General features: G+C 69.1%; 9 protein-coding genes. 6 read left to right on the top strand and 3 right to left on the bottom strand.

All coding sequences use genetic code 11. From position 1 onward, the window contains the following. Nucleotides 1–22: 22 nt before the first annotated feature. Nucleotides 23–2,011 (bottom strand): M13 family metallopeptidase, encoded by a 1,989-nt coding sequence (locus KBI44_03050; GenBank protein ID MBP9143435.1) that lies wholly within the window; start codon nt 2,009–2,011, stop codon nt 23–25. 312 nt (nt 2,012–2,323) lie between these two features. Here KBI44_03050 and KBI44_03055 point away from each other — a divergent pair, with 312 nt between their 5' ends. Together KBI44_03055 and KBI44_03060 are read left to right on the top strand one after the other, a co-directional pair. Further along, a complete protein-coding gene (locus tag KBI44_03055) occupies nt 2,324–2,809 on the top strand; it encodes a RidA family protein (GenBank protein MBP9143436.1) in 486 nt (161 codons plus the stop codon). A 78-nt stretch (nt 2,810–2,887) separates the two neighbouring features. Continuing rightward, nucleotides 2,888–4,276 (top strand): hypothetical protein, encoded by a 1,389-nt coding sequence (locus KBI44_03060; GenBank protein MBP9143437.1) that lies wholly within the window; start codon nt 2,888–2,890, stop codon nt 4,274–4,276. A gap of 58 nt (nt 4,277–4,334) precedes the next feature. Here the strand turns inward: KBI44_03060 and KBI44_03065 are convergent, their stop codons facing one another. Both KBI44_03065 and KBI44_03070 read right to left on the bottom strand, forming a co-directional pair. Beyond that, nucleotides 4,335–4,856, bottom strand: coding sequence for a methylated-DNA--[protein]-cysteine S-methyltransferase (locus tag KBI44_03065; protein MBP9143438.1), 522 nt, complete (start codon nt 4,854–4,856; stop codon nt 4,335–4,337). A gap of 52 nt (nt 4,857–4,908) precedes the next feature. Beyond that, the gene (locus tag KBI44_03070) at nt 4,909–6,129 is read right to left on the bottom strand and encodes an ATP-grasp domain-containing protein (protein ID MBP9143439.1); all 1,221 of its coding nucleotides are present in this window, start codon (nt 6,127–6,129) and stop codon (nt 4,909–4,911) included. 64 nt (nt 6,130–6,193) lie between these two features. On the opposite strand from KBI44_03070, the gene KBI44_03075 reads away from it, so the two are divergent. From KBI44_03075 to KBI44_03090, 4 genes are all read left to right on the top strand, one after another. Continuing rightward, on the top strand, nt 6,194–7,153 hold the full coding sequence (locus tag KBI44_03075; GenBank protein ID MBP9143440.1) for a hypothetical protein: 960 nt from the start codon (nt 6,194–6,196) through the stop codon (nt 7,151–7,153). Beyond that, on the top strand, nt 7,150–8,286 hold the full coding sequence (locus KBI44_03080; GenBank protein ID MBP9143441.1) for an enterochelin esterase: 1,137 nt from the start codon (nt 7,150–7,152) through the stop codon (nt 8,284–8,286). Before KBI44_03075 ends, KBI44_03080 begins: the two co-directional genes overlap by 4 nt. 150 nt (nt 8,287–8,436) lie before the next feature. Beyond that, nucleotides 8,437–9,300, top strand: a complete 864-nt coding sequence (locus KBI44_03085; GenBank protein MBP9143442.1) for an RnfABCDGE type electron transport complex subunit B — start codon at nt 8,437–8,439, stop codon at nt 9,298–9,300. A 172-nt stretch (nt 9,301–9,472) separates the two neighbouring features. Then, the coding region (locus tag KBI44_03090) for a 2-oxoacid:acceptor oxidoreductase family protein (protein MBP9143443.1) at nt 9,473–11,699 on the top strand (2,227 nt) is incomplete at its 3' end.

Consider the following 11,699-nt stretch of genomic DNA (forward strand, 5'->3'; position numbering starts at 1 on the left):
TTGCTGGTCACCAGGCGGGAGGCTACCAGACGCGGACGCGGGCCTCCGGGGCGAGGTAGAGGCGTGCCGTCTTCGGCACCTCGAACGCCTTGTACCAGGCGTCGACGTTGCGCACCGTGTCGGCGCGGTACTCGCCGGGCGCATGGCCGTTGGTCAGCAGCGAGCTGCGCAACGCCTCCGGCCGCACCTTGGAACGCCAGATCTGGCCGAACGAGAGGAAGAAGCGCTGGTCGCCGGCGAGGCCCTGCGCCGACGGTCCCTCCTTGCCGCCGTAGACGGCGCGATAGCCATCGTAGGCGGCGGCGATTCCGGCGACGTCAGCGATGTTCTCCGACAGGGTGAGCTTGCCGTTGACTCGGCTTCCCGGGAGCGGCTCATAGGCGTCGTACTGGGCCGTCAGACGCTCGGCCGCAGCCTGGAAGTGCTTCAAGTCCTCGTCGGTCCACCAGTTGGCGAGGCGGCCGCCGGCGTCGAACTGGGCGCCCTGATCGTCGAAGCTGTGGCTGATCTCGTGGCCGATGACGACGCCGATGCCGCCGTAGTTCTGCGCCGGGTCCGTTCTGGCATCGAAGAACGGCGGCTGCAGGATCGCCGCGGGGAAGTTCATCGCATTCTGCAGCGGCAGATTCACCGCGTTGACCGTCTGCGGCATCATCCGCCACTGGGTCTTGTCCACCGGCTGCGCGAGCTCGGCGAGGGCCGAGGTGTAATCGAAGAGCTCCGAGCGCACGGCGTTGCCGAAGGCGTCGTCGCGCCTCACGACGAGGCCGCTGTAGTCACGCCAGCGGTCGGGGTAGCCGATTCCGACGTAGAGCGTGTCGAGCTTGGCTTTGGCCTTGGCGCGCGTCGCCGGCGACATCCAGTCCAGATTGTCCACCCGCTTGCCGAAGGCGACGACGATGTTCTGGACCATCTTCTGCGCCTCCGCCTTGGCCTCGGGCGGGAAGTACTTCGCAGCGTAGAGCTTTCCTACCGCCTCGCCCAGGGCGCCGTTGGTCGCATCGACGGCGCGCTTCCAGCGGTCGCGCAGCTGGGTGGCGCCGGAGAGCGCGGTGCCGTAGAAGGCAAACTTCTGCTCGACGAACGCTTTCGAGAGCAGCGGCGCGGCACGGTCCACGGCGCGGAAGGCGAGGTAGTCCTGCCAGGCTGCGAGCGGCTCGGAGTTGGCCAGGGCGGCGATGCCGGTGACCGCGCCCGGGTGCCAGACCATCAACGCGCTCACCTTCGCCCCCTGGGCGCCGAGCCCGGCGGCGTCGAAGAAGTCCGGCCACGAGAGGCCGGGCGCCCGGGTGGGGAACTCGGCGAGCGGCCAGCGGTTGTTGGCGCGCTGCACCTCCATCGACTCTGTACGTGTCGCGTGCACGGTGGCGATCTTGGCCTCGAGGGCGTAGATGCGGTCGGCGCGCCCGGCGCTCTCCCCGGGCCGGCTGAGTCCGGCGAGCTCGAGCATGCGGGCGATGTGGGCGCGGTACTTGGCCTGGAGAGCGGCGCTCGTCGCGTCGGTGGCGGTGTAGTTGTCGCGGTCGGGCATTCCGAGGCCGCCCTGGAGGAGATAGGCGGCATTCTTCGCCGGATTGTCGAAGTCGGGCGAGACCCAGAGCCCGAACAGCCGGTCGGTGTGGAAGTTCGTCATGTTGAGCGGGTCGACATCGGCGCGCAACTGGGCGCCGAGGAAGCGCGCGAGGGCCGCCTTGTCGGCGAGCGCGGCGATGGCGGCGAGCTCGGGCTCGATCGGCTTCCTGCCCTTCGCCTCGATGGCGGCTTCGTCCATGAACGCCAGGTAGGAGTCGCCCACTTTGCGGGCGTCGGCGTCAGCCGAACTGGCGCCAGCGCCAGCGGCCTCCTGGATCAGCTCCTGGGTGCGGCGATTGGCCTCCTCGGCGAGGACCGCGAACGAGCCCCAGGCGGCGCGGTCGGCCGGGATCTCGGTCGTCTTGAGCCAGGTACCGTTGGCGTGGGCGAAGAAGTCGTCCCCCGGCGCGACGCTGCGGTCGATGCCGGCGAGATCGATGCCGGGCTCGGCCGGCGGTGCGTCGGCAGCCCGCAGGCCGGCCGAGGGCAGGAGGAGAGAGAGAGCGACGAGCCCGAATGCCGGCAGGCGGTGGGGTCGGAAGGGTCGGCGGCGACGGTGCGGGCGGCTCGCGGGGGAGAGAGTGGAGAGAGGCTCGGTCGAAGTGGGCATGCTGGACATTATTGCAGCGCTCACGCGCCGCCGGGGAGACCGGATCGGAGTTCGCATGAGTCTATCTACGGCCAGTGAGGCGCGGAGTTTTCGCGCTCTCCCCGCGCCTGTAGGATCACGCTTTCCCGACGGAGACGAGCGATGGGGCGAATCGAGGAGAAGATTGCGGAGTCGGGTCTCATCCTGCCACCGGCGCTGGTGCCGCCCGGGGGCGTCGCGCTGCCTTTCCGCTTCGTCCATCTGCAGGGTACCCGCGCGTTCATCTCTGGTCACGGGCCGCTCGCGGCGGACGGCAGCGTTGCCTTGCCGGTCGGCAAGGTCGGACGGGAGCTCACCCTCGAGCAGGGTTACGCCGCCGCCCGGCTGACGGGCCTCGCGATCCTCGGCAGCCTGCAGCGCGCCCTGGGCGACCTCGACCGCATCCGCGCCTGGGGGCGGATCTTCGGCATGGTGAACTCGGCGCCCGGTTTCCACCGCCAGCCGGCGGTCATCAACGGATTCTCCGATCTCATTCTCGACCTCTTCGGTCCGGAGGTCGGCGCCCACGCCCGGAGCGCGGTCGGCATGGCCGAGCTGCCGTTCGACATCCCGGTCGAGATCGAAGGCGAGGTCGAGATCGACGGCTGATCCGATCCCGCGCTCGTCCCGCGGCTTGCTGTCCCCTGGCTGTGGCCGATGGCGGTTACCCTCGAGGAGGCTCTCCTCATGCGTACCTCGATGGCGCTGTCCTGCCCGGCTCTCGTCCTGCTCCTGGCCACTGCGGTCGCGGCGGCCGATGGCGATCTCGACCCCACTTTCTGGGGTGATGGCCAGATCTACCTCAGCGGAACCGGGACGTATGACGTGAGCGCGGTCGTCGTCGCGCCGGACGATCGTGTCGTCGTCGTCGGGACCCGCCATCCCGATACCGGTGGCTCCGAATGGTACTGGCGCGCCCTGGCCGACGCCTCTCCCGGAACGGGGAGCACCTGCTACTTTCCCCCGCCTGGAGGGGCAAGCCAGGGGCGGGCCTACGCGGCGGCGTTCGACCGGTTCGGCCGCCTGCTCGTCGCCGGCTCGGCCCGCTACGGCTCGGATCGGCTGGCGGTGGCGCGCTTCTCGTTTCCGGATTGCACGCTCGACACCTCCTTCGACTCGGACGGCTTCTGGACGCTCGACATCCCCGGCGGCGCCGAATCCGTGCTCTCCCTGGCGATCGACCCAGTGGGCCGGATCGCGCTCGGCGGCTACCAGAACGACGGCACCGACAACGACATGGTCGTCGCGCTGCTCAACTTCTCGGGCGGCCTGCTCACCAGCTTCTCGGGAGACGGCTGGTTGACCCTCGATCCCTCGGGTGCGGAGATCGACGACGTCGTCATCGGAGTCGCCTTCGACGCGAGCTCCAAGGTGATCGCTGCCGGGTCGACTGCCTACGGCACGAACGGTACGAACGGGGACTGGGTCGTCGCTCGCTTCACCCTTGCGGGGGCGCTCGATCCGGGCTTCGACGGCGATGGTCTGGCGCGCATCGCTTTCGATCTCGGCGGTTCGACGGCGCGCAACGACATGCTCTTCGGTCTGGCACGCGATCCGAACACCGGCAAACTCCTCCTCTGCGGCTCGGCGCAATCGGCCACCGACGCCGAGCTCGCCATCGCACGATTGTTGCCGGACGGCGCGCTCGACACGACCTTCTCGGCCGACGGCAAGGCCCATCACGCGCTCGGAGGAGGGCAGATGCGCCTTACAGGGATCGGCGTCGACGGCCTGGGCAGGGTGCTCGCGGCCGGCTACCGCGAACCGTCGGCAAGCGACGCCGACCTGCTGGCCGTGCGGTATACCGAGAGCGGCGCCCTCGACAGCACCTTCTCCGGCAACGGCTGGACGATCGTGCCGTTCGACATCGGTCCGACGGTCTACATCGACGACTACGGCCAGGCCATGACTTTCCAGGCCGGCAGGCTGGTCGTCGCGGGCGAGGTCGTCATCAATACCGACTCCGAATTTCGGGCCGGCCTCGCCCGCCTGGACGCCAGTCTGATCCTCGCCGACGGCTTCGAAAGCGGCGCTGCTGCCCAGTGGTCGGCGTCGCTCGGCTTCCCGGTGCAGTAGAGCGCCGAGGGGATGGACGGAGTCGGCCGGCGTCCCCCAGCGCGAGTGGACTCGGGGTTCAGAGCCCCGGCAGGCGGTGCTGGGCCCCGACGGCGTGACGCTCTTCGTGGGCGAGCAGCCACTTCTTGCGTTCGAGGCCGCCGCCGTAGCCGATCAGGGCGCCGGTCTTGCCGATGACCCGGTGGCAGGGGACGACGATGCTGATCGGATTGCGGCCGTTGGCGAGGCCGACGGCGCGTGCCGCCTGCGGCAGGCCGATGCGCTGGGCGAGCGCGCCGTAGCTCTCGGTAGCGCCATACGGAATGTCGAGCAGCGCCCGCCAGACCTTCTGCCGGAAGAGCGTGCCTTCGGGGGCGAGCTCGAGGTGGAACTCCCGCAGCTCGCCGGCGAAGTAGGCCTCGAGCTGCCGCCGCGCCTCGCGGAACGGGCCGTCGTCCGGACGGGTGCCGGTGGGAATCCCCTCCGGGTGTTTCCTGGTCGCCATGAAGATGGCCGTGATCGCCGTGCCGTTGCCGCACAGCAACAGCGGCCCGATCGGGCTCGGCATCGAGGAGCGATACGTATTCTCCGTGACAGTCATCTCATCCAGCCCAGCCAGCGCGACCGTCTCAGGGTGCGTCCGCGCGGTCCGCCTACTGCGCCAGGACCTTGATCGTGCGGCCGACGAGATCGAGCATGCGCCGCAGCTGGTCGTAGTCGGTGTGCTTCATGCGGATCCAGGCGTTGGCCATGTAGCCGCCCTCGACGCCGCCGGTCGGGGAGCCCGGCGGCGGCATGTGTGAGTCGATGATCCAGTCGCCGTAGGCCTGGTAGACCTGCTCGAGGCCCTCGTAACCGGAGATCCGGCCGTCGCGGTTGGGGCGCAGGGCAATCATGCCGGCGGAGTAGCGGCGCGAGGTCTGCTGGCCCGGGCGGCCGTGGACGACGGCCATCGCCCACTCGCGGTAGATGTCGAAGTCGTTCGCCGCGGCGTAGAGATCCCAGACGCCGACTCCCGGCGGGCGGCAGCCGATCTCGGAGAACTTGAGCCCCTTGGGGCCGAAGAACCACTCCATGTGGGTGGGTGAGGTGGTGATGCCCAGCGCCTCGATGACCTTCTGCCCCATCCGGCGCAGGTCGTTGTAGCCCGGCGCGTCGACGCGATTCGTAGTGACGATCTGGGGCGAGATCCAGCGGGTACGCATCGCCTCGAGGACGTTCGGGTAGTAGTGCGAGATGAACTCGTGCACGACGCGGCCGCCGATCGAGATCGTGTCGTAGAAGCCCTCGTGGCCCTCGATGAACTCCTCGGCGGCGACCGAGGCACCGCGGTCGATTCCCTGGTCGACGATGGCGCTCTCGAGCTCGCGATCGTTGTCGACGCGCTGGGTGCCGGCGGCGCCGGCGCCGGCGCGCGGCTTGAGGATGATCGGGTAGCCGACCTCGGCGGCGAACATCCGCAGCTCCTGCGGGCTCGCGACGCCGCGCGACTGGGCGCACGAGACGTCGGCCTGTCGCAGCGCCTCCTTCATCGCCGGCTTGTCGCGGCAGAGGAAGGCGGTCTGCACGGTCGTTCCCGGGATGCCGGCCGCTTCGCGGACCTTGGCTGCCGGCAGGATGTGGGCTTCGACGGTCGCTTCCATGCGATCCACCCAGGCCTTCGCCTGCACGCGCCGCACCGCTTCGAGCATCGAGGGCTCGTGCACGACCGAGCGCACCTGCTCGTAGCCGACCATCCAGCCGCGCAACTCCTCGTCGATCGCCTCCCAGGGGCGCTCGCCGATTCCGGTGACCCGCGCGCCCACGGCGGCGAGTCCGCGCACGAACTCGCGCTGATTGAAAGGGAACTTCGGTTCCACGAAGATGACGTGCATGTTCTCTCCTTCGCGCGCTGGGCGAATGGACTCTCGAGCCGTCGGAACCATAGGATTCTAGCCCATGCCGACCGTCACCCTCCTAGGACCGCAGCGATTCACGCCCACTCTGGGAGAGGCGGTGTCGCGGGCCGGAGTCTCCGGCCGGCTGGCGTCCGTGACCGCCGGCTGGCAGGAGCGCGAAGCCGAGGATCTGGAGCTCCACGAGCACCTGGGCGAGCGCACCCTGAATCTCATGCTCTATGCCCGGAGCGAGGACGCCTTCGAGCGCGATCCGGAGCTCGCTTCCGGCTATCGCGAGCGCCAGGAGCGACTGCGCGAGCTGCAGGTTCTGTATCGCACCCGGCTCGGGTACGCACAGACGGCGCTGCGCGAGCTCGAGCTGCGCTCCGGCGACCCGGAGCTCCTGGCGCCCGAGCGCGAGTCGGCGCTGCAGGCGATTCGCGATCTCGACGAGCATCACCTCGGGCGGGTGGACGAATTGCATGCCGCTTTCGTCCATCGCTACCGTCCCGCCGAGCGCCCGGCGATCGAGCTGCACAGCCGCGAGATGGTCCGCCAGATCCAGAAGGTCGAGGGCCTGGCGATCGCCGGCGGCCACGTCGCCATCCTCATGAACCGCATGCGGCTGTTCGACCTCGACAAGAAGCTCGCGGGCAAAGCGGTCTTCGCCTGGTCGGCCGGCGCGATGGCGATCGCCGAACGGGTCGTGCTCTTCCACCACTCCCCGCCACAGGGCTATGGCAACACCGAGGTGCTCGAGCGCGGTTTCGGATTGGCGCGCGGCCTGGTGCTCTTCCCCCACGCCCGCCGGCGCCTGGCGCTCGACGACCGCCGGCGTGTGGCGCTGCTCGCGCGCCGCTTCGCCCCGGCGGTCTGCCTCGCGATGGCCGACGGCGCCTGGATGGCCCTCGACGAGCGCGGGCGCGCCGACCTGCCGTTCGCGGCGCTGCCGGCTTCCGGTGGCGCCGGCATGAGCCGGCTGATGCCGGACGGCGCGATCCTCGAGCTGGAGGGGGAGTGACGCTCGCCATCTCGCGGCTGCTCGCCGAAGGGGAGCTCCCGCCGGCGCGGATCGATGCTTTCCTCGCCGCTCATACCGTGCCGATCGTCGAAGGGCGGACGGTGACCTTTCTCTACCGCGGCGACGCCGACGCGGTCTTCCTGCAGCACTGGATTTTCGGCCTGCCTTCGGCGCAGCCGTTCGCCCAGATCCTCGGAACCGATCTCTGGTATCTGACGCAGGAGATCCCCGTGCGCTCGCGGGTCGAATACAAGCTCGAGGTGCAGCGCGGAGACGTCAGCCGGCTGATCCGCGACCCGCTCAACTCCCAGCTGGCGCACGACCCGTTCGGAGCGAACTCGGTCTGCCAGGGGGCCGACTACCGGATCCCGGACTGGATCTCCCCGGATCCCGAGGCGCGACCGGGGAAGCTCGAGTCGCTGCGGGTTCCGAGCGTCGTCCTCGGCGGCCCACAGGAGCTCCAGGTCTACCTGCCGGCGCGTTTCCGCACGACCCGGCGCTACCCCCTCCTCATCGTGCACGACGGCTCCGACTACCTGCATTTCTCGGTGCTCAAGACCGTGCTCGACAACCTGATCCATCGCCTCGAAGTGGCGCCGATGATCGTGGCCCTCACGCAGTCGCGGCAGCGGCTGCGCGACTATGCGGCGCAGGCCGACCACAGCCGCTACCTCGCGGAGGAGCTCGTTCCGGCGCTCGAAGCGCGCTATCCGCTGCAGAAGGGGCCGGCGAGCCGCGGCCTCATGGGCGCGAGCTTCGGCGGCGTCGCGGCGCTCGCAGCGGCGGCGCACTATCCGGGGCAGTTCGGCCGCCTCCTTCTGCAGTCGGGCTCGTTCGCTTTCACCGATATCGGGCCGAGCCGGCGCGGTCCGGCGTTCGAACCGGTGGTCGAGTTCGTGAACCGGTTCCGCGACGCGCCGAAGCGGATCTCCGAGCGCGTCTTCGTCTCCTGCGGCGTCTACGAGTCACTGATCTACGAGAATCGCTCCCTCGTGCCGATCCTGCAGTCGACCGGCATGGACGTCCACTACGTCGAGTCGTTCGACGGCCACAACTGGGAGAACTGGCGCGACCGCCTGCGCGAAGGCCTCTTCTTCCTCTTCCCCGGCCCCCTCTGGATGGTCTACGAGTAGAAGCGCCGAGCCCGCAGGCGTCGCGCCGCGCCGCCGGTGGGGGCCGGCGGGGCGGGCGCTCCCACCCATGTGAGCGGGGGAGGAACGCGGCCTTGACGCTAGGCTGATCCCCGGCGGGCAGAGTGCCCGGGAGGGGGGGCAGGTCGAAGAATGTTGGTCCTGACGTCGATCGGCGCCCTCGGCGGTCTGTCGCTGCTCCTGGTGACCCTGCTGGTCCTCGCGCACCGCAAGCTCCACGTCGACGAAGATCCGCGCATCGACGAAGTCGAGCAGATGCTGCCGCACGCCAACTGCGGCGCCTGCGGCTTTCCCGGCTGCCGCCCGTTCGCCGAGGCGCTGGTCACCGGCGCCGCCTCCCCTGGCAAGTGCAGCGTCTCGACCGACGACGGGCGGGTCCGCATCGCGGCCTTCCTCGGCGTCGACGTCGGGGCCGAGGAGAAGCGGGTGGCGCGCCTCGCCTGCGCCGGCGGTACGAACGTCGCCCGCAATCGGGCGCACTACGAGGGACTCGAGTCCTGCCGCGCCGCGGCACAGGTCGCCGGCGGCGGCAAGGGCTGTTTCTGGGGCTGCCTCGGCCTCGCCGATTGCGCGGTGGTCTGCGACTTCGACGCCATCCGCATGGACGCCCATTCGCTGCCGGTCGTGGACGAAGCGAAGTGCACCGCTTGCGGCGACTGCGTCGAGGCCTGCCCGAAGGATCTCTTTTCGATCCACCCGGTAAGTCACCGCCTCTGGGTGGCCTGTCGATCGCTCGAGGCCGGCGACGAGTTGCTGGCGGACTGCGAAGTCGCCTGCACCGCCTGCGGCCGCTGCGCCATGGACGCCCCGGGCCTCGTCACGATGACGAACAATCTGCCGGTCGTCGACTACACCCGGAGCCACGCTACCCAGGTACCGATCCAGCGTTGCCCGACCGGAGCGATCGTCTGGCTCGACCCGAAATCCGGCCCGGTGAAGGGCGCCGACGCGCGCAAGGTCCTTCGCCGGGGCGCGCTGCGCGATCTCCCGACCTGAGAATGCCGATGACCTCACGAACCGCCAGTTTCCGATTTCCGCTCGATATGACCGCACCCGATGGGAGGACCCGATGTCGGTGATGAAGATGGCCCAGGCAACGATCGAAAAGCTGACCGAGCGCTTCACCGAGAAGCGCGGCGATTTCAAATACCCCGGGACGCGCGCTGCGATGGACGGCAACACCGCGGTCATCGAGTGCGAGCGCGAGTCGAGCGACGCCGCCGGCGCCTACCCGATCACGCCCTCGACCCAGATGGGCGAATACTGGGCGGAAGCCGCAGCCTCCGGACACATCAACATCTCCGGCCGGCCGTTGATCTTCGTCGAGCCCGAGGGCGAGCACGCCGCCGCCGCGGTCACCGCGGGCCTTTCGATGACCGGCCTGCGCGCCGCGAACTTCTCCTCCGGGCAGGGCATCGCCTACATGCACGAGTCTCTCTACGCGGCGGTCGGAAAGCGCCTGACCTACGTGCTCAACGTCGGCGCGCGGGCGATGACCAAGTCGACCCTCAACGTTCACGCCGGGCACGATGACTACCACTGCGTCGACGACGCCGGCTTCTTCCAGCTGTTCGCCAAGAACGTGCAGTCGGCGGCCGATCTCAACATCATCTCCCACCGTATCGCCGAACTGGCCCTGAACCCGGGCATCATCGCGCAGGACGGCTTCCTGACCACCCATCTGATCGAGTCGTTCAAGGTTCCCGAGCGCGAGCTGATCGCCGAATATCTCGGGCTTCCCGAGGACATCATCGAGACGCCGACGCCGGCGCAGCGCATCCTCTACGGCGACACCCGGCGGCGCATTCCGCTGCTCTGGGACGTCGACAACCCGGTGATGGCGGGCCTGGTGCAGAACCAGGATTCCTACATGCAGAGCGTCGCCTCGCAGCGGCCCTACTTCTTCGACCATGTGCAGGGGCTCACCGACCGGGCCTTCGAAGAGTTCTACAAGCTGACCGGCCGGCGCTACGAGCGCGTCATGGGGTACCGCACCGAGGACGCCGACTATCTGATCCTCGGACAGGGGAGCGTCGTGCCCTCCGCCGAGGCGGTCGCCGACTACCTGCGCGAGACGCGCGGCATCAAGGTGGGTGTCGTCGACCTCGTGATGTTCCGCCCGTTCCCGTCCGACCTCCTCGGCAGGGTCCTGAAGGGCCGCAAGGGCGTCGCGGTGCTCGAGCGGCTCGACCAGCCGCTGGCGGTCGACCTGCCGCTGATGCGCGAGATCCGCGCCGTGGTGGCCCGCTGCCTCGAGAACGGCCGCGACCCGAAGCGTCTGGCGCACCCCGAGCTCGAGGTCTATCGCGAGCTCGCCGACGCCCCGGCGCTCTATTCGGGCTCGTTCGGCATGGGCAGCCGCGACCTGCAGCCCGAGGGGCTGGTGGCCGCGGTCGAGAACATGATGCCGGCCGGCAAGCAGAAGAAGATGTTCTACCTGTCGATCGACTTCCTGCGCGACAAACCGATCTCCCCCAAGCAGGAGGCCTATCAGCAGACCATCGAAGAGGCCTACCCGAACGTCCGCGAGCTCGCCATCCGCGGCTCCGAGAACCCGAACCTGATGCCCAAGGGGAGCATCTCCGTCCGCTTCCACTCGGTGGGCGGCTGGGGCGCCATCACCACCGGCAAGAACCTGGCGATGACGCTGTTCGATCTGCTCGGCTACCACATCAAGGCGAATCCCAAGTACGGCTCGGAGAAGAAGGGGCAGCCGACCACCTACTACCTGTCAGTGGCGCCGGAGCCGATTCGCATCAACTGCGAGTACTTCTTCGTCGACGTCGTGATGTCCCCCGACCCGAACGTCTTCCACCACACCAACGCCCTGGCCGGCCTCAAGGAGGGCGGCGTCTTCATCCTGCAGACCGAGCAGACCGCGCCGGAGAAGGTCTGGCAGGAGATCCCGCCGCTCTTCCAGCAGAAGATCCTCGACCAGAAGATCAAGGTCTTCTACCTCGACGCCTTCAAGATCGCCCGCGAGGAGGCGAGCGACACCGAGCTCCAGCTGCGCATGCAGGGCATCGCCTTCCAGGGCGCCTTTTTCGCCGCCTCGCCGCTCAAGGAGCAGGCCGGCCTCGACGACGCCACGCTCCTCAAGGCGATCCGCGACCAGCTGCAGCACAAGTTCGGCGCCAAAGGGGCACGCGTCGTCGAGGACAACATGCGCGTCGTCCAGCGCGGCTTCGACGAGGTCCGCCCGATGCCGCACTTCGCGGTCTCCGTTCCGGTCGCCGGCGATCGCGTCGCCGGCAGCGAGCCGAAGATCCCGGTGATGGTCCGCGAGCTGCCGAAGAGCCAGGCGGCGATCTCCGACGTCCATCGCTTCTGGGAGCAGACCGGGAGCTTCTACGCCCGCGGCATGGGCAACGACAGCATCACCGACCCGTTCATCG

It is taken from the genome of Thermoanaerobaculia bacterium, assembly GCA_018057705.1.
Taxonomy (GTDB): domain Bacteria; phylum Acidobacteriota; class Thermoanaerobaculia; order Multivoradales; family JAGPDF01; genus JAGPDF01.

Bases quoted from the DNA above. Each gene is read 5' to 3' on its own strand.
- KBI44_03055 (MBP9143436.1), top strand. From the start codon at position 2,324: ATGGGGCGAATCGAGGAGAAGATTGCGGAGTCGGGTCTCATCCTGCCA.
- KBI44_03060 (MBP9143437.1), top strand. From the start codon at position 2,888: ATGCGTACCTCGATGGCGCTGTCCTGCCCGGCTCTCGTCCTGCTCCTG.
- KBI44_03065 (MBP9143438.1), bottom strand. From the start codon at position 4,856: ATGACTGTCACGGAGAATACGTATCGCTCCTCGATGCCGAGCCCGATC.
- KBI44_03070 (MBP9143439.1), bottom strand. From the start codon at position 6,129: ATGCACGTCATCTTCGTGGAACCGAAGTTCCCTTTCAATCAGCGCGAG.
- KBI44_03075 (MBP9143440.1), top strand. From the start codon at position 6,194: ATGCCGACCGTCACCCTCCTAGGACCGCAGCGATTCACGCCCACTCTG.
- KBI44_03085 (MBP9143442.1), top strand. From the start codon at position 8,437: ATGTTGGTCCTGACGTCGATCGGCGCCCTCGGCGGTCTGTCGCTGCTC.